Source organism: Pseudooceanicola aestuarii (assembly GCF_010614805.1).
GTDB classification, from domain to species: domain Bacteria; phylum Pseudomonadota; class Alphaproteobacteria; order Rhodobacterales; family Rhodobacteraceae; genus Pseudooceanicola; species Pseudooceanicola aestuarii.
The window spans coordinates 2,670,738-2,687,257 of the sequence record NZ_JAAFZC010000001.1 but is presented as its reverse complement, the minus strand read 5'-3'; the positions used below and the strand labels follow the sequence as shown (position 1 = coordinate 2,687,257).

At 66.0% G+C, this 16,520-nt stretch carries 15 protein-coding genes; 2 read left to right on the top strand and 13 right to left on the bottom strand.

Annotation, left to right across the window (positions count from 1 at the left end; all coding sequences use genetic code 11):
* Positions 1 to 43: 43 nt before the first annotated feature.
* Entirely contained in the window at positions 44 to 517 is a 474-nt protein-coding gene (locus tag G5A46_RS12715; protein ID WP_163849742.1) for an iron-sulfur cluster assembly scaffold protein, read from the top strand.
* 326 nt (positions 518 to 843) lie between these two features.
* Here G5A46_RS12715 and G5A46_RS19865 read toward each other — a convergent pair whose 3' ends face one another.
* From G5A46_RS19865 to sciP, 5 genes are all read right to left on the bottom strand, one after another.
* Positions 844 to 966 carry a hypothetical protein gene (locus tag G5A46_RS19865; protein ID WP_275585258.1) on the bottom strand — a complete coding sequence of 41 codons (123 nt, stop codon included), beginning with the start codon at positions 964 to 966 and terminating at the stop codon, positions 844 to 846.
* Between the two features lie 110 nt (positions 967 to 1,076).
* Positions 1,077 to 3,164, bottom strand: a complete 2,088-nt coding sequence (gene recG, locus G5A46_RS12710; protein WP_163849741.1) for an ATP-dependent DNA helicase RecG — start codon at positions 3,162 to 3,164, stop codon at positions 1,077 to 1,079.
* The gene (ligA, locus tag G5A46_RS12705) at positions 3,161 to 5,479 is read right to left on the bottom strand and encodes an NAD-dependent DNA ligase LigA (RefSeq protein WP_163849740.1); all 2,319 of its coding nucleotides are present in this window, start codon (positions 5,477 to 5,479) and stop codon (positions 3,161 to 3,163) included. Before ligA ends, recG begins: the two co-directional genes overlap by 4 nt.
* Before the next feature lie 245 nt (positions 5,480 to 5,724).
* Entirely contained in the window at positions 5,725 to 6,447 is a 723-nt protein-coding gene (gene ctrA, locus G5A46_RS12700; RefSeq protein WP_163849739.1) for a response regulator transcription factor CtrA, read from the bottom strand.
* Between the two features lie 92 nt (positions 6,448 to 6,539).
* Positions 6,540 to 6,818, bottom strand: a complete 279-nt coding sequence (gene sciP / locus G5A46_RS12695) for a CtrA inhibitor SciP (RefSeq protein ID WP_163849738.1) — start codon at positions 6,816 to 6,818, stop codon at positions 6,540 to 6,542.
* A gap of 135 nt (positions 6,819 to 6,953) precedes the next feature.
* Between sciP and mnmA the strand changes: the two genes are divergently transcribed.
* Positions 6,954 to 8,099, top strand: coding sequence for a tRNA 2-thiouridine(34) synthase MnmA (mnmA, locus tag G5A46_RS12690; protein ID WP_163849737.1), 1,146 nt, complete (start codon positions 6,954 to 6,956; stop codon positions 8,097 to 8,099).
* A 105-nt stretch (positions 8,100 to 8,204) separates the two neighbouring features.
* Here the strand turns inward: mnmA and lpxB are convergent, their stop codons facing one another.
* From lpxB to rseP, 8 genes are all read right to left on the bottom strand, one after another.
* Positions 8,205 to 9,365: a lipid-A-disaccharide synthase gene (gene lpxB / locus G5A46_RS12685; protein ID WP_163849736.1), complete on the bottom strand. Its 1,161-nt coding sequence runs from the start codon at positions 9,363 to 9,365 to the stop codon at positions 8,205 to 8,207.
* A 13-nt stretch (positions 9,366 to 9,378) separates the two neighbouring features.
* Complete coding sequence (gene lpxI / locus G5A46_RS12680; protein WP_163849735.1) at positions 9,379 to 10,215, bottom strand: UDP-2,3-diacylglucosamine diphosphatase LpxI domain-containing protein; 837 nt, start codon at positions 10,213 to 10,215, stop codon at positions 9,379 to 9,381.
* A complete protein-coding gene (lpxA, locus tag G5A46_RS12675; RefSeq protein ID WP_163849734.1) occupies positions 10,212 to 11,048 on the bottom strand; it encodes an acyl-ACP--UDP-N-acetylglucosamine O-acyltransferase in 837 nt (278 codons plus the stop codon). Before lpxA ends, lpxI begins: the two co-directional genes overlap by 4 nt.
* A gap of 5 nt (positions 11,049 to 11,053) precedes the next feature.
* Positions 11,054 to 11,518, bottom strand: a complete 465-nt coding sequence (fabZ, locus tag G5A46_RS12670) for a 3-hydroxyacyl-ACP dehydratase FabZ (protein ID WP_163849733.1) — start codon at positions 11,516 to 11,518, stop codon at positions 11,054 to 11,056.
* Positions 11,519 to 11,628: 110 nt separating this feature from the next.
* On the bottom strand, positions 11,629 to 12,348 hold the full coding sequence (locus G5A46_RS12665) for an OmpH/Skp family outer membrane protein (RefSeq protein ID WP_163849732.1): 720 nt from the start codon (positions 12,346 to 12,348) through the stop codon (positions 11,629 to 11,631).
* 9 nt (positions 12,349 to 12,357) lie between these two features.
* Complete coding sequence (bamA, locus tag G5A46_RS12660; protein ID WP_163849731.1) at positions 12,358 to 14,694, bottom strand: outer membrane protein assembly factor BamA; 2,337 nt, start codon at positions 14,692 to 14,694, stop codon at positions 12,358 to 12,360.
* Positions 14,695 to 14,864: 170 nt separating this feature from the next.
* On the bottom strand, positions 14,865 to 14,999 hold the full coding sequence (locus G5A46_RS19860) for a hypothetical protein (protein WP_275585257.1): 135 nt from the start codon (positions 14,997 to 14,999) through the stop codon (positions 14,865 to 14,867).
* Positions 15,000 to 15,166: 167 nt separating this feature from the next.
* The gene (gene rseP / locus G5A46_RS12655; protein ID WP_163849730.1) at positions 15,167 to 16,519 is read right to left on the bottom strand and encodes an RIP metalloprotease RseP; all 1,353 of its coding nucleotides are present in this window, start codon (positions 16,517 to 16,519) and stop codon (positions 15,167 to 15,169) included.
* Position 16,520 lies beyond the last annotated feature (1 nt).

Below are 16,520 nucleotides of genomic sequence, written 5' to 3'. Positions count from 1 at the left end.
TGCATCATGGCGGCTTGCGCCTATCTAAGGCATAACCCAGCGAATGACAGTGCCGAAAGGATCCGGTTTGGCCGATAGCGATCTCATCAAGCTTTACTCCGAACGTATACTGGCCCTTGCGGCGGATATTCCCCGCACCGGCCGGCTGGACAGCCCTGCCGCCAGCGTGAAACGCCGGGCGCCGCTGTGCGGATCGACCGTGACCGTGGATGTGCAGGTCGCCGACGGGCGGATATCGGATTACGCGCAGGACGTGAAGGCCTGCGCCCTGGGCCAGGCAGCCGCCAGCGTCGTCGGCGCGCATGTGATCGGCGCCAGCCGGGACGAAATTCACGCCGCCCGCGACGCGTTGAAGGCGATGCTGAAGGACGACGGCCCGACCCCGCCCGCCCCGTTCGGGGGGCTGGAAGTTCTGCGCCCGGCGCAGGAGTACAAGAACCGCCACGCTTCCATTCTGCTGTCTCTGGACGCCCTGTCGGAAGCAATGGATATCGCCGCCCGATCCGACTGCGCCTGAGCGCCCCGGCGCGGACTGCCCGCCCGCAATCCCAAAGATCGGCCACAATCCGCGCCGCAGGGCACACCCGTATCGCCAGCGGTTCAGCCGGCGCGCCAGGTGGCAGAGCATCGCACCCATTCGTCCCGGTCGGCTTCGAAACATTCCAGACAAGTTTTCACGAAAAAAACCGCCGCATCCGGGGAGGATGCGGCGGTCAGTAATAGCGTTCCAATGCGGGACTCCAGATCCCCGAACGGGGCATGAGGCAACCCCTAAAGCCGGATCAGGCAAGACCGGGCCGCTGGGACAGCGGGGGATCCAGTCACTGGAACGCGGGCAGAAACTCATCCGAAACCGGGAAGAAACAGACAGGCAAGCAGCAGTACCATCAGGGCGACAACGCCCAGAAGATCCTGCACCAACGTCCGGCGGGACCGGCTCGCCACGGTGATGATTTGTGTCAGCATCTGTTCGCCCTTCCTGTGTTCCGTCTCGTGTTGCCTCTTTGTTCTCATACCGCTTACGTCATGTAAAGAACTTTTTGGGAACATTTGCGAACAAACCGGATATTCTTCGGCTAACCCACTGATATCAAACGTATCGCTTCGTCCTGGCCCATCAGCCACAACAGCAGCCGCGCCGCCTTCCCCCGGGGTGTCTCCAGGGAGGGATCCTGTTCCAACAGCAAGCGGGCGTCCTGTTGCGCGATCTGCATCAGCCCACCGTGACGCTCCAGATCGGCAATGCGGAACCGGGGCAACCCGCTTTGCGCGGTACCGATCAGATCCCCGGCACCGCGCATGGCCAGATCCGCCTCCGCCAAGCGGAAGCCGTCCTCAGTTTCCCGCAGCAAGGACAGCCGCTGCTCTGCGGTCTCGCTCAGCGGCGGCTGGTACATCAGAAGGCATGTCGATTGCGCCGCGCCGCGCCCCACGCGGCCCCGCAATTGGTGCAATTGCGCCAGGCCGAAACTGTCCGCCCCCTCGATCACCATGATGGAGGCATTGGGCACGTTCACCCCGACCTCGATCACCGTGGTCGCCACCAGAACATCCGTCTCCCCGGCGACAAAACGGGCCATCGCGGCGTCTTTTTCCTGGGGCGGCATCTGGCCATGGACCAGACCCACGCGCGCCTCCCCCAGCACCCCGCGCAGATGTCGGAACCGCGTCTCGGCTGAGGTCAGTTCGCTGACGTCGCTCTCCTCGACCAGCGGACAGACCCAATAGGCCTGCTGCCCGTCGCGCGTTGCCCGGTCCAGATGGGCGGTCACCTCCGCGATCCGCGCGGCGGAGGTGACGGCCGTGTTCACCGGTTTCCGTCCGGGCGGTTTTTCATCCAGCACCGACAGGTCCATATCGCCATATTGCGCCAGCGACAGGCTGCGCGGAATCGGCGTGGCGGTCATCACCAGGATATCGGCCAGCCGGCCCTTTTTCCCCAGTTCCAGCCGCTGGCGCACGCCGAACCGGTGTTGTTCATCGACCACCGCCAGCCGCAGATCGGCAAAGACGACATCCGCCTGGAACACCGCATGCGTGCCGACCAGAATATCGATCTCTCCGGCGGCCAGACCGGCCAGCTTGCGTGCCCGGTCCGCACCCTTGTCCCGGCCGGTCAAGATCTCCAGGCGGACCGCCGCACTGGTGGCAAGTTCTTGCAACCCTTCGAAATGTTGCCGGGCGAGGATCTCCGTCGGAGCCATCATCACGCCTTGCCCCCCGGCCTCCACCGCAATCAGCAACGCGAGGAAAGCCACCAGCGTCTTGCCCGATCCGACATCGCCTTGCAGCAGCCGCGACATCCGGTCCGGCGCGGCCATGTCGGCGGCGATTTCCGCGACCGCCCGGTTTTGCGCCCCGGTGGGCTGATAGGGCAAGGCCGCCAAGACCCTGTCACGCCGCTGACCCGTGGCGCGGCTGGCCCGCCCCCGCGCCTTGCGCTCCCGGCGCCGCGCCAGGGCCAGGGTCAGCTGATGGGCCAACAGCTCGTCATAGGCCAAACGCTCCCGATCCGGCGCACCCGGCGCCGTCGCGGCAGTGCTGTCGGGGTCATGCGCGGATGCAAGCGCGGCGCGCCAATGAGGCCAGTCAGAGGTTGATTTCTGCACCGGATCCACCCATTCCGGCAGATCCGGGCAGCGGGCCAGCGCGGACTGCGCGGCCTTGAACATGGTTTTTTGCGTCAGCCCGGCGGTCAATGGATAGACCGGTTCGAATTCGGGCAGGTCGCCGGCCTCCTCCGGGGGCAGGACGTGATCAGGATGGGTCATCTGCAAGCGGCCGTCGAACAATTCCACCTTGCCGGACACGACCCGCCGCGCGCCCGGCGGCAGAAGGCGTTCCAGATACGGTGCGCGGGCGTGGAAGAATACCAGATCAAAGCCGAGGGCTGCATCCTCCACCAGCACCCGGTAGGCGCCCCGTCCGCGCGGCGGCCGGTGGGCCTGAACCTCCACAGTCACGGTTGCGGTGGCAGGCAGCTCCAGCCCTTGCACCGTCTCCCGGCGGCGCCGGTCCACCACCGCGTGGGGCAATTGGAACAACAGGTCGCGAGGATAGTGAATATCCATCTGTTCCAACAGCTTGGACGATTTCGGGCCGATCCCGTCCAGCGTTTCGAGCCCCGCGAACAGCGGGAACAATGGCTCAGGCCGGGTGCTCACCCCGCCGGTCCCGCACCGATCAGGGCCAGCCAGCTGTCTTCGTCCATGGTGGTCACCCCCAGATCCGCCGCCTTCTTGGCCTTGGCCCCCGCACCCGGCCCGGCGACAAGGATATCCGTTTTCGCAGAGACGGAGCCGGAGACCTTGGCGCCCAGGGATTCCGCCCGCGCCTTGGCCTCATCCCGGGTCATCTTCTCCAACTTCCCCGTGAAAACAACGGTCTTCCCGGCAACTGGGCTGTCGCTGTCCTGCGGCCCGGCCTCCTGCGCGATGCGCAATTGGGCCGCCAGGGCGTCGATGGAGGCACGTTCGGACGATTGCGCGAAACTCGCCGTGAGGGAGGCCGCCACCGTAGCGCCGATGCCATCGATTCCGACCAGGTCTTCCCACGCGGCGCGCGCGGCGGGCGGAATGTCAGGCGCCTCCGCCCAGATGGCGTCACGGACCGGTTTGATGCGGGCGCGGCGGCCCTCACTCTGCGCCGTTGCACGCTCCGCCTCCTCCGCCGCGTCGGCTGCGCGATGACGCAGGGCGGCAGGGGCGGCCTGATCAACGGCTTCCAACAATGCAGCCCAGGAACGGTAGTGCCGCGCAAGGTCGGCGGAGACGACCTCCCCCACGTGGCGCAGGCCAAGGGCAAAGATCAGCCGGCGCAGAGGGATGTCGCGCTTTTCCTCGATCGCGGCAAAGAGGTTGTCGGCGCTTTTCTCGCCCCAGCCTTCGCGGTTCTTGACCTGTTGCATGCCGCTGCCATAGCGCGTTTGCAGGGTAAAGATGTCGGCAGGTTCAGCGATCCAGCCGTCGCGGTAGAATTGCTCGACCTGCCGGGCGCCCAGCCCTTCGATATCGAAGGCGCCGCGCGACACGAAATGTTTCAATTTTTCAACAGCTTGAGCCGGGCAAATCAAGCCCCCGGCGCAACGGCGTATGGCGTCACCCGGCTCGCGCACCGCGTCCGATCCGCATTCCGGGCAAGTCGTGGGAAAGGAAAAGGGCACCGCCTCCTCGGGGCGCCGCGACAGGTCGATATCGGCGATCTTGGGAATCACGTCACCGGCGCGATAGACCTGCGCCCAATCGCCGACGCGGATATCCTTGCCGCCGCGAATGACCTCTCCGCGGCTGTCGCGCCCGGCGATGTAATCCTCGTTGTGCAGCGTCGCGTTAGAGACGACGACACCGCCGACCGTGACCGGGTGCAACCGCGCCACGGGGCTGAGCGCGCCAGTCCGGCCGACCTGGATATCAATGGCCTCAAGCCGGGTCCAGGCCAGTTCGGCGGCGAATTTATGCGCGATCGCCCAGCGGGGGGTGGTGGCGCGAAAGCCGAGCCGCTCTTGCAGATCCAGGCGGTTGACCTTGTAGACGACGCCGTCGATGTCATAGCCCAAGGTGGCGCGCTGATCCTCGATCCGGCGGTATTGGTCCAGCATCTCCTCCGGGCCGTCGCACAGCCGGGTCAGAGGATTGACCTGAAAGCCGAACGCGGCCAGGCGTTCGATCGCACCGATCTGGGTTTCGGCCAGCGGAGCGGAGGTCACGCCCCAGGCATAAGCGAAGAATTTCAAGGGCCTGGACCGGGTGATCGCGCTATCCAGCTGGCGCAGGGAACCGGCGGCGGCGTTACGCGGATTGGCGAATGTCTTGGCCCCCGCCTCCGCCTGGCGGATGTTGAGCGCGGCAAAATCCGCGTGGCTCATGTAGACCTCCCCCCGGACCTCCAGCCGGTCGGGCGCGCCCTCCAGCCGGGGGGGGATATCGGCGATGGTGCGGGCGTTGGCGGTGACGTTCTCCCCGGTTTCGCCATCGCCACGAGTGGCAGCGCGGGTCAGCTCCCCCCCCTCATAGAGCAGGGACAGGGAGAGCCCGTCGATCTTCGGTTCCGCGGTGAAGGGAAGCGGATCCAGCGGTGCCAGGTTCAGGTAGCGGCGGATCCGGGCGTCGAACTCGACGATATCGCTGTCCTCGAAGGCGTTGGACAGCGACAGCATGCGCTGCGCGTGCCGCACCTTGCCGAACCCTTCCGCAGGCGCGGCGCCGATCTGGTCACTGGGGCTGTCGGGTCGTTTCAACGCGGGGAACCGCGCCTCCACCGCCGCGTTGCGCCGTTTCAAGGCGTCATAATCCGCATCGCTGATCTCGGGCGCGTCATCGTGGTGGTAGGCGGCATTGGCGCGGGCGAGCAGGTCAGCCAGTCGGGCGAGTTCGGCACTGGCCTGATCCTCGGTCAGGGCGGCGGGATCGGTCTGCGCAATATCCGGCCCCGGCCGGGCCCCGGCCTGCCCCTGGTCCCTGCTGTTGTGCGATCCCGACATTCTGGCGCCCCCTTTTCCCTGCCGCCCGGCTGGCGGACGGGAAAAGTGATAGGCGCGCAACCCGCCATCGTCCAGCCGCGAAAGCCGCTCAGGCGGTTCTTCGTCCCGCTGCCGTGACGCCCCCTGCCCGCCAACCGGCCTGCCCGCCAACCGGCCTGCCAGGCTGAAAGACGACTCCTGTGGCAAGGCTGCCTTGGCCAGTGCCGGTCACAGCCCGGTCAGCCGCGCGGAAGGTTTGGCGCGCGTCAACCGATGACGCCGACGGCCAGCATCTGGTCATCCACCTGCATCGGCAGGGGATCGCGCAGCACGTAGCCCCGGCCCCAGACCGTTTCGATGAAGTTCTGCCCGCCAGTCGCGGTGCTGAGCTTCTTGCGCAGTTTGCAGATGAAGACATCGATGATCTTCAACTCCGGCTCGTCCATTCCGCCGTAAAGATGGTTCAGGAACATCTCCTTGGTCAGGGTCGTGCCCTTTCGCAGGCTCAACAATTCCATCATCTGGTATTCCTTGCCGGTCAGATGCACGGGTTGGCCGCCCACATCGACGGTCTTGGCGTCCAGGTTGACCTCGATCTGGCCGGTGCGGATCACCGATTGGGAATGCCCCTTGGACCGGCGGATGATGGCGTGAATGCGCGCGACAAGTTCTTCCCGGTGAAAGGGTTTGGTCAGGTAATCATCGGCGCCGAAACCGAACCCCCTGATCTTGTTCTCGGTATCGTCAGAGCCGGAAAGAATCAGGATCGGCGTTTCGATCCGGGCGAGGCGCAATTGGCGCAGAACCTCGTGCCCGTTCATGTCGGGAAGGCCAAGGTCCAAAAGAATAAGATCGTAATCATAGAGCTTTGCGAGATCGATCCCCTCCTCCCCCAAGTCGGTCGTGTAGACATTAAGGTTCGCATGGGACAGCATCATCTCGATGCTTTTGGACGTCGTCGGGTCATCTTCTACCAGCAAAATACGCATACCGTTCTCTCCGTTACGCCTTTCGTCAGAGACCAACCTGACCCCAAAAGGTTAATTGCAGGTTACCCATTCCCGCCCCGTTGTCCAACTGTTCACGAATGGCGGTAGCGTTTCAGGGAGGTGACCTTCAACGCCTCCTCCCCGTGGTTGGAGACGGCGCGGACCCATTCCAGGAATTCTTCCGCGCTCAGCCCATAGGTGGCCAGCGCCTCTTCGCGGGTGATGAGGCCGTGCTGCACCCCCTTGATCACCGCAGCCTTGCGCGATGCTACCCACCGGTGAGTCTCCGCAGGCGGCAGATCCGCGCGCGTAAGGATGCTGCCGTCGGGCAGGTTTATCGCCCTGGGACCGGGCACTTTCTTCAGATACATGGCCAAACCTCGCTTTCCCGGCCTTTCTGAGCCAAGGAATTTAACGAGGGATGAAACCGCCCCTTGAGAATAGATTGCATTTTCCTATATCTGGACCCCTTTCCCACGCCGCAATCTCCCCTGATCGGAGGCCCCATGGCGCTTGATGATACCAAAGGTTTGAATTCGCTCGGTTTTGCCAAACCACCCTCGGAGACGCGCGTGGTGGTTGCCATGTCGGGCGGGGTCGACAGTTCTGTCGTGGCCGCGATGCTGGCCGAAGAAGGCTATGACGTCGTCGGCGTCACGCTTCAGCTCTATGACCACGGCGCCGCCCTGGCCAAGAAGGGCGCCTGCTGTGCCGGGCTGGATATCCACGACGCCCGCCGCGTGGCCGAGGAGATGGGTTTCCCCCATTACGTCCTGGATTATGAAAATATATTCAAGGACGCCGTGATTGACGAATTCGCCGACAGTTATCTGGCCGGCGCCACGCCCGTGCCCTGTATCCGCTGCAATGAACGCGTGAAATTCAAGGACTTGCTGGAAACCGCGCGGGATCTGGATGCAGATTGCATGGCCACCGGCCATTATATCCAGCGCAAGATGGGCGAAACTGGCGCGGAATTGCATTCCGCAGCGGATGCCAATCGCGATCAGAGCTATTTCCTGTTTTCAACCACAGCGGAACAGTTGGATTACCTGAGATTTCCCCTGGGGCACTTGAAATCAAAGGATGAAACCCGCGCCCTTGCGGCGAAATACGGGTTGGCCGTGGCGGACAAGCCCGACAGCCAGGACATCTGTTTCGTGCCCAACGGCAATTATGCCTCCGTCATCGAGAAGCTGCGCCCCGGCGCCGCCGAACCGGGCGAGATCGTGCATTCCGACGGCCGCGTGCTGGGCCGGCATGACGGGGTGATCCATTATACCATCGGTCAGCGCCGAGGCCTGGGCATCGGCGGCCTGTCAGAGCCGCTTTACGTGGTGAAGCTGGACGTGGACAGCCGCCGGGTCATCGTCGGCCCCAAGGACTTGCTGGCCACGCGCACCATCCCGGTGCGGGAAATCAATTGGCTGGGCGACGGCTCCTTTGACGCCGGGGCGGAGCATCACGTCCTGGTCAAGGTCCGCTCTACCCGCCCCCCGCGGGAGGCGATCATCCGCCCCCTCTCCGCCACCGAGGCGGAGGTGGAATTGTTGACCCCCGAGGAAGGCGTTTCCCCGGGGCAGGCCTGCGTGTTCTACGAAAGCACCGGCAGTCGCATCCTGGGTGGCGGCTGGATCTGGCGCGGGCATTAAGGCCCCCGCGCGCGGGGGGGGGGCAATGCGCGGGCGTCCCGCGCCACGTTGCCCCGATGGGCCGTCCGACGCACGGTGCCGAAATCCGCAAGCAGCGGCCGGTTCCTAGCCTGTCGGAAGTCGGTCCAGGATGGCGCGGGCGGCGCGCAGGCCGGGGGCCTCGCCGTCGCGGCCCAGACGCGCCATTGTCAGATCCATCGCCTGGGCCTGAACCTGGGGCGCCTGCAACGTTTCTGCCACGGCGGGGGCGATCAGCTCGGCGCGGCAGCGTTCGCCCAGGAATTCAGGCACCGCGCGGGTGTCGGAGACCAGGTTGACCAGCGTCGTGGTGTCGGTGATCAGCATCCGGCGGATGATCTGCCGGCTCAGCCAGCTCATGTCATAGGCGATGACCATCGGCGTGGCCGCGGCCGCCAGCTCCAGCGAGACGGTGCCAGAAGCCGCGACCGCCACATCAGCCGCGCGAAAGGCGGCGCGTTTCTCCGCCGCGAAGGCCACCGGGATGGTCTCGCGCGGGTCGAGGATCAGCGGACGTTGGACCCAGTTCGCCGTCAGCTCCGTAACCAGCCCGGCCACCGGCGCGGCGGCGGGCAGCACGAACCGGGCGGCAGGCACATGCTGCAACAGCCGGGCACAGACATCGCCCAGCACCGGCGCCAGCCGCGTCACCTCCGCCCGGCGCGACCCCGGCAGCACCAGCACCAGCGGCACGTCGCCCAGCCCGTGCGCCAGGCGAAAGGCGGCGGCCTCGGCCTCGCTTGCCGCCGGATCGGCCACCACCGGATGACCGACGAAATCGCATTGCATTCCGGCGGCTTGCATCAAAGGCGGTTCGAACGGCAGCAGGGCCAGAACATGGTCGATGACCTGCGCCATCTTCGCCGCGCGCCCCGGACGCCAGGCCCAGACAGTCGGCGCGACGTAATGCACGGTGCGAATGTCCGACGCGGCTTTCACCTGCCGGGCGACGCGCAGACAGAAATCCGGACTGTCGATGGTCAGCAGCAGGTCCGGCGGGTCGGCCAGGACCGCGTCTGCGCATTCGCGGATGCGGCGCTTGAGGTGAAAATACTTCGGCAGCACCTCGGCGATGCCCATCACCGACAGCTCATCCATCGGGAACAGGCTGTCCATGCCCTTGGCCATCATGCGCGGCCCGCCGACCCCGGTGAAGGTCACGCCCGGCGCCAGCTGTTGCAGCCCGGCCATCACCGCCGCGCCCAGAGCATCGCCGGACGGTTCGCCCGCGATCAGAAAGACACGCATCCCCGGCCTCCCGTCATTGCGCCCAAAGGCTGATCCCGGCGGCCTGTGCCGCCGCCAGCGTTTCCGCCCGGTTCAGGATCACCACGCCGCGCGCCGCGATGCAGATCCCCGCCAATCCGGCGGCCCGCGCGCCGGCAATCGTGTCGGGCCCGATGGCGGGCATGTCGACGCGCAGATCCTGCCCGGCCTTGGGCCGCTTGCAGAAAACCCCGCCCTCTCCGCGCAGATGCGCCGGCGTCCGCGCCACGAAATCCAGCAGCGCGTCGGTGCCCTGCAACGTCTCGATCCCCAGGCACAGCCCCTGCGCCACCACGCAACCCTGGCCCACATCCACCGGTGCCAGCGCGTCAAGGATAGCGGCGCCGCGCGCGGCATCGGCAAGGGCGCGATCCAGGACCACCGGCCCGGCCAGGTGGCCGGCGGCTGCGGTCAGCTCAGGCAACAGCTCATGCGCGCCTAGCACGGCAAAGCCTTCGGCCTCGAATACGGCGACGACCAGCCGCAGCAGCGTGTCGTCGCCGCCCTGCATGGCCGCCAGCAGACGCGGTGCCAATGCCTGCATCACCGGGTCCAGCGCGGCGGGATCCAGCGCCGGGCGCGCCATGGCGCCGGCCAGCACCACGCGGGTCACGCCGCCGGCGCGGAGCGCGTCAAAGACGCCGCCCAGCCGTTCGATACGATGGCGGAACAGGCGGTCCTCCGGCAGGGCGACATCGGCGCCCTCGAAGGCGATGCACAGCGCCTGCGGATCGGCGGCGGCCAGCGCGGCGGGCAAGGCGCCCGCCCCCGCGATCACGCCCAGCCGCCCCGCGCCCGCGCCCCCAACACCGGCTTCGGGATCGGCGGTCACGTCCCGCCTGCCTTCCCGCCCGGCGTCAGGAACGACCGGTCGCTGGCTCCGGTGACGAAGGTCACGATCTCGCGGACGTATTCGCTTTCGGTTTCCTCGCCCAGGCGGCGGGCGCGATCCTGAAAGGCGCCCTCCCCCTGTGCCAGCATCTGGAACGCCGCGCGCAGGGCCGTGATGTCCGCCCGCGCCACACCGCGCCGTTTCAGCCCGACCAGGTTCAACCCGTCCAGCGCCCCGCGCGGCGCGGCGACCAGCCCATGGGGGATGACATCGTTGGTCACCATGGTGACGGCGCCGATGATCGCGCCGCGCCCGATGCGCACGAATTGATGCACCCCCGACAGCCCGCCTACGATCACCTCGTCCTCGATCACGCAATGCCCGGCCAGGGCCGAGTTGTTGACGATCACCACATGGTTGCCGACCTGGCAATCATGGGCGACGTGGCAGCCGGCCATGAACAGGCAATCGTCCCCCACGCGGGTGACCCCGCCGCCACCGTCGGTGCCGGCATTCATGGTGACATGTTCGCGGATCCGGTTGCGGGCGCCGATGACCAGTCGGGTTTCCTCGCCCTTGAATTTCAGATCCTGGGGAATGCCGCCGATCACCGCGAAGGGATGGATCAGCGTGTCTTCCCCGATCTCGGTGACGCCCTGCACCACCACATGGCTCATCAATTCGACGCGCGGGCCGATCACCGCCTTGGGGCCGATGTGACAGAACGGGCCGATCCGGGCGCCCGCCGCGATCTGCGCCCCCGGCTCTACCAGCGCGTGGGAATGGATCTCCGCCCGGGGCGAAATCGCGTCGGCATCATGGGCGTCGGTCATGGGCGTCACTCCTTGGGCAGGTCCATCATCGCGGTGAATTCGCATTCACAGGCCAGCTCACCCTCGACGGTAGCCCGGCCGCCAAAGCGCCAGACCTTGCCGCCCGGCTTGCCGCGCAGCGTCGTCACCTGCATTTCCAGCACGTCACCGGGGACGACCATGCGGCGGAACTTGCACTTCTCGATCGCCATGAAATAGACCAGCATGTCGCGGTCCTCCATGCCGATGGCGGTGCCGACCATCACGGCCGAGGTCTGGGCCATCGCCTCCACGATGGTGACACCGGGCATGATCGGCTTGCCGGGGAAATGGCCCTGGAAATGCGGCTCGTTCATGGTGACGTTCTTGATCCCCTTGGCGGATTTGATCCCGTCGATTTCCACCACCTTGTCGACCAGCAAGAAAGGGTAGCGATGCGGCAGGATGCGCTGGATGCGGTCGATATCGGCGCTGAGGAGGTCGTCGGTCATGTCATCTGTCCTTGGTCTCTGCCACGGGGGCGCGGTCACGGAGCGCGCACCGAAGCGGGCGCAGATCTGGATTGCCTAGCAACTCCCCCATGGCGGGGCAAGCGCGGGCCTCATTCGGTGGCGGATCCCGTCTCGCCGTCCGGGGCGTTGTCCTGGGTGGGGCGCGGCGTGGGTCCGGGCTGCGGCGGCTCTGCCGTGCCGGGCAGGACCGGCGCGTTGAACGGCGGCGCTGGAATGGCAGAGGGCGTGCCCGGCGTGGCGGGACCGCCTTCCGGGTCGCCCTCCGCCGGCGTCTCCAGCCCGGCGGCGGCGTCGATGCGGCGCACGGCCTCCTCGGTGATGTCGACGGAATCGACACTCAGGAAAGTGGTGCGCCGGTCCAGCACGACAGCGGCGCCGGCCTCCCGCATGATCGCCTCCAGCGCCGGCTGGGCGCTGACCAGGAACTCGCGGCGCGCGGCGTCGCTGTCGGCGCCAAAGGTCCGGGCCTTCTGCTGCTGTTCGTTGCGGATACGGGTGACCTTTTCGTCGAAGCGGTCGGCCAGCTCCCGGAATTCCGCCGCTGGCATCTCAGCGCGCCGGGCGGTCAGGGCCTTCTCTTCCTCGGCCAGCTCAGCCTCGATCCGGCGGTTCTCCGCCGCCAGTGCAGAGGCCTCCGCCTCGATCTGGCGGGCGATCTGCGCCCCCAGCCCGGAGCGTCCGAACAGCTGTTCGGTATCGACGACCAGCACCGGGCTGCGCGGCACCGCTGCGTCCTGCTGCGCAAGCACCGCCGGGCCCGCCGCGAACAACAGGCCCAGGGCAAGAGTGACAGATCGCCAGAGGCGCATGATCCCGACCTAGAAATCCGTGCGGATGGTCAGGTCAAAGGTCTGCTCCTGGTCGAAATCCTCCTTCTGGATCGCCTTCGACCAGTTGAACCGCAGCGGCCCGATCGGCGTCGACCAGAAGACCGACAGGCCAACCACCTGGCGCACCACGGAATTTTCGTAGATCACGTCGGAATTGGTCTGATCCAGACCCCAGACTGACCCGATATCGTAGAACAGACCGCCAGTGATCCCGTATTCCTCGGGCAGGCCCAGGGGGAATTCCGCCTCGAATTGCGCAACGGCGAAGTAATTGCCGCCAAGCGCATCATCGGAAGAGGAGGTGATTTCCCGCGGGCCGATCCCGTCCGGCTCGAACCCGCGCATGATCGAATTGCCGATCAGGTAGCGGTCGGTGACGCGGGTGTTGGATCCGTCCAGCGAATTGACCGCACCGCCCTGCAAGGTGGCGCGCAGGGTGACTTCCTCGTTCAGGATCTTCGTCTGGGCGATCGCCTTGGCCGAAGTGCGGATGTATTTCACATCCCCCCCCAACCCGGCGAAATCCTGACCGAATTGCAGCAGCACGCCCGCATTCGGGTTCAGCCCCGAGATCCGGCTGTCGTAGCTGTACTGATAGCCCAGGTAGGACGTGATCAGATCGCCCTGCGCCGCCTCCGCCGTGATCAGAGCCCCGGTAGAGCTGCCGGAGGGGATGGAGATATCCGTGCTTTCCAGCCCGTAGGTCAGCGACAGCGTCGAGCGTTCCGCCAGCGGGAAGGTGAACCCGTTCTGGAAATTGATGATCGTGGTGTCGTAATTGGCGTAATCGCTTTCGGTTTCTCGGTAGCCCAGGGCAAAGTTGTAGGCCACGTCCCGCCCGAGGAAGGCCGGTTCGGCAAAGGTGATGCCATAGACCTGGTTCGAATCCGCCCCCGAGAAGGAGAAGGAGAACCGCTGACCCCGGCCCAGGAAGTTCTCTTCCTTGAAGGTCGCGGCCAGGCCGAAACCACTGGTCGTCGAATAGGTGCCGCCAAAGGACAGCGACCCGGTCGTGGTTTCCTCGACGTCGACATCCACAACCACCTGATCGGACCGGGACCCTTCGCGCGCGTTCACCTCCGCATTGGCGAAGAAGCCAAGCGCCCGGATGCGTTCCGCGGCCTCGCGGATGGCACGGGGGTTGAAGGGATCGCCCTCGACACTGTCGAACTGGCGCCGGATCACGCGATCCATGGTGGTGGTGTTGCCCTCGATATCGATCCGCTCGACAAAGACGCGGGGGCCACGGGTCAGGACGAATTCCACATCCAGCGTCAGGTCGCGCTCGTTGCGGGTAATGCGCGGCTCCACCCGCAGGAAATCCAGCCCCTTGCGCAGGGCCAGCCGTTCCAGCCGGGCGATTTCGTTCTCGACCAGCGCGGGCGAATAGGTCACGCCCTCACGGATCTTCAGCACCTCCTGGAATTCCGCAGGATCGGCGCCGTCATAATCGCTGGTCATGGTGATCCGGCCGAAATCGAACTGCTGACCTTCCTGGATGTTGAAGGTGACGAAATAGCCGTCCCGCTCCTGCGCCAGCTCGGCGTTGACGCCGGTGGTGCGGAAATCGACATAGCCGCGGGAGAAGTAGAAATCCTGTAGCACCTGCTTGTCGAATTCCACCCGGCCCTCGACAAAGGTGTCGCGCTTGAACAGCACGCGCAGCAGGCCCGCCTGTTTCGATTCCAGCACGCGCCGCAGGCGCCGGTCCGAATAGACGGTGTTGCCGACAAAGGAGATCCGCTCGACCTCCGTATTGCCGCCTTCGAAAATCTCGAACACCAGGTCGACGCGATTGTCGGAACGGCGGATCACACGCGGCGTCACACGGGCGGACACGCGGCCCTGTTCGGCATAGGCCTCGGAGATCAGGGCGGCATCGGCCTCCACTTCGGAGGGGTTCAGCACCAGCCGCTGCTTGGTGTTGATCAGGCCCGACAGCGCCTCGTCATCGATGCGGCGGTTGCCTTCGAAATTGATGCGATTGACGGTCGGGAACTCGGTGACCTTGATCACCAGCGTGCCGCCCTGGGGCACGATATCCACCGTTTCGAAAAGGCCGGAGTTCTGAATGCGCTGATATGCGGCGTTCAGATCGCCCGCCGATACTGTCTGCCCCTGCCCGATTCCGGCGTAGGACGCGACGGTCCCGGCCTCGATCCGCTGGTTTCCTTCGACGCGCACATTGTTGAACCTGTAGCTCTGCGCCGAGGCGTCGCTGGCCAAGGACAGGAAAACAGATGAAAAAACTGCGACGGCAACGCCGCTCATCAGACGTGCGCGGCGGGTGCGGGTGGCAGCCCCGGTTCCGTGTTCTCTTGTCATGTTCCAGACCCTGTCAGACATCCCTTTCATGGGTGAGTATCTGGAATGCCACGGCTTGTCAAAATGGCAATGCGCGCAATCCCTTGTGGGTTGCGCGCATGGCTCTGCCTGATGTGGTGATTTATCCACAGATTTCCGCGCCCCTGGCAGCGGGGCCGCCGCAGGTCCGGTCAGACCAGTTGCAGAAGGACCGCCCCAGCCGACAGTCCCAAGGCAAGCACTCCGCCCATCAGAAAACGATCGAGGGTCATTTCGACCAGCAGCGCCATGCCACGATAACCATCAAGAAAAAGTTTCATATTCACGGCCTTTCTCCTCTCCCACGTCGGAATAAACGTGGGTGGATCGTAAGGTGGCAGCCGAATGCGCGGGTTTGAGGGCCGGACTTGGGCGAAAACGTGGCGCTCGTGCCACGTTCCACGGGACCGCCGCGCAAGGCTGCCCCGCGCTTCGGCGCCGCGCCGCGCCCGGATCAGGGGCAGAAGATATCGTTGGTCAGCGCAAACACCATCAGCGACAGGATCAGCGCCAGGCCAATCCCCATCAGCACCCGCAGCGCCCGGTCCGAAGGCGGGCGGCCGCGCACGGCCTCGTAGGCATGAAACACCAGATGGCCGCCATCCAGCACCGGCACCGGAAACAGGTTCAGCAGTCCCACCGCCGTGGACAGCGCCGCGACAAACCAGATGAAACTGGTCGCCCCCTGGCTGGCCATCGCGCCCGAAGTCTGGGCGATGCCGATCGGCCCGGTCATGTTGCAGGAGGAAATCTTGCCGGCGACCATGTGATACAGCCCCGAGATGGAAGAGGACACGATGCGCCCGGTCTGGGCGACCCCCTCTCCCAGGCTGGTCAACAGGCCGGCGCGTTCGGTCGCCAACTCGAACGCCATGCCCCCGGCGATGCCGATGCGCCATTCGGTGCGGAACCCGCCTTCGGGGTCCGGCTCGTCGACGCGGCGCGGGGTCAGGGCGAATTCCAGCGTCTCCGCCGTGGCGGGGCGCCAGACATCCAACAGCAACGGCGCGCCGTTGGAGGCCTCCACCCGGGTCTTCAGCTGGCTGAAGGCGATGATCGGCGCGCCATCCACTGCCGTAATCACGTCGCCCTGTTTCAGGCCGATGGAATAGGCGGCGGATTTTGGCGCCAGCTGGGTGATCAGCGGCGGGAAGGGATAGGGCCCGGTGACCGACACCGCCTGCCCGTCGCGCAGCACGTCATAGGGCAGCGTGGCGCGGATCGGCAGCGCCTCCGGGAAGGCGGCGGGGCTCTGCGCGCCCTCCCCTTCCGGCAGCGGAACCCCGGCGATGGCACGGATGGCGTCGCCCTCTTCCAGGGTCACCACCTGTTCGGCGGCGGGCAGCGGGCGCAGATCGCCTACGGTCAGCGGGTCCGCGACTTCGCCGCGCAGCTGGAAGATGGCGCCGAAAATCAGGATCGACAGGACAAAGTTGAATACCGGGCCGGCCGCAACCGTCGCCGCGCGCGCCCAGAGCGGGGCGCCATGCATGGTGCGGCGCCGTTCCTGCGCGGACATCCGGGCGATCGCCTCGCCATCCGTCCCGGCAGAGGCGGCATCGCTGTCGCCCAGAAATTTCACGTAGCCCCCGAACGGCAGCGCCGCGACCTGCCAGAGCGTGCCGCGCCGGTCACGGCGGCTGAACAGCACCGGTCCGAACCCGAGAGAGAAGACCTCCGCATGGATACCGGACCAGCGTCCGATGATGTAATGCCCGAATTCGTGGATCGCGACGATGATCGACAAGGCGACGACGAACGCCAGAAGTGTCCAGAGGACGCCACCGAACTGGGGCAAGAATTCCATG

What these genes read in the sequence shown, in the direction of transcription:
- G5A46_RS12715 (WP_163849742.1), top strand. Translation starts at nt 44, where the DNA reads ATGACAGTGCCGAAAGGATCCGGTTTGGCCGATAGCGATCTCATCAAG.
- G5A46_RS19865 (WP_275585258.1), bottom strand. Translation starts at nt 966, where the DNA reads ATGCTGACACAAATCATCACCGTGGCGAGCCGGTCCCGCCGGACGTTG.
- ligA (WP_163849740.1), bottom strand. Translation starts at nt 5,479, where the DNA reads ATGTCGGGATCGCACAACAGCAGGGACCAGGGGCAGGCCGGGGCCCGG.
- ctrA (WP_163849739.1), bottom strand. Translation starts at nt 6,447, where the DNA reads ATGCGTATTTTGCTGGTAGAAGATGACCCGACGACGTCCAAAAGCATC.
- sciP (WP_163849738.1), bottom strand. Translation starts at nt 6,818, where the DNA reads ATGTATCTGAAGAAAGTGCCCGGTCCCAGGGCGATAAACCTGCCCGAC.
- mnmA (WP_163849737.1), top strand. Translation starts at nt 6,954, where the DNA reads ATGGCGCTTGATGATACCAAAGGTTTGAATTCGCTCGGTTTTGCCAAA.
- lpxB (WP_163849736.1), bottom strand. Translation starts at nt 9,365, where the DNA reads ATGCGTGTCTTTCTGATCGCGGGCGAACCGTCCGGCGATGCTCTGGGC.
- lpxA (WP_163849734.1), bottom strand. Translation starts at nt 11,048, where the DNA reads ATGACCGACGCCCATGATGCCGACGCGATTTCGCCCCGGGCGGAGATC.
- fabZ (WP_163849733.1), bottom strand. Translation starts at nt 11,518, where the DNA reads ATGACCGACGACCTCCTCAGCGCCGATATCGACCGCATCCAGCGCATC.
- G5A46_RS12665 (WP_163849732.1), bottom strand. Translation starts at nt 12,348, where the DNA reads ATGCGCCTCTGGCGATCTGTCACTCTTGCCCTGGGCCTGTTGTTCGCG.
- bamA (WP_163849731.1), bottom strand. Translation starts at nt 14,694, where the DNA reads ATGACAAGAGAACACGGAACCGGGGCTGCCACCCGCACCCGCCGCGCA.
- rseP (WP_163849730.1), bottom strand. Translation starts at nt 16,519, where the DNA reads ATGGAATTCTTGCCCCAGTTCGGTGGCGTCCTCTGGACACTTCTGGCG.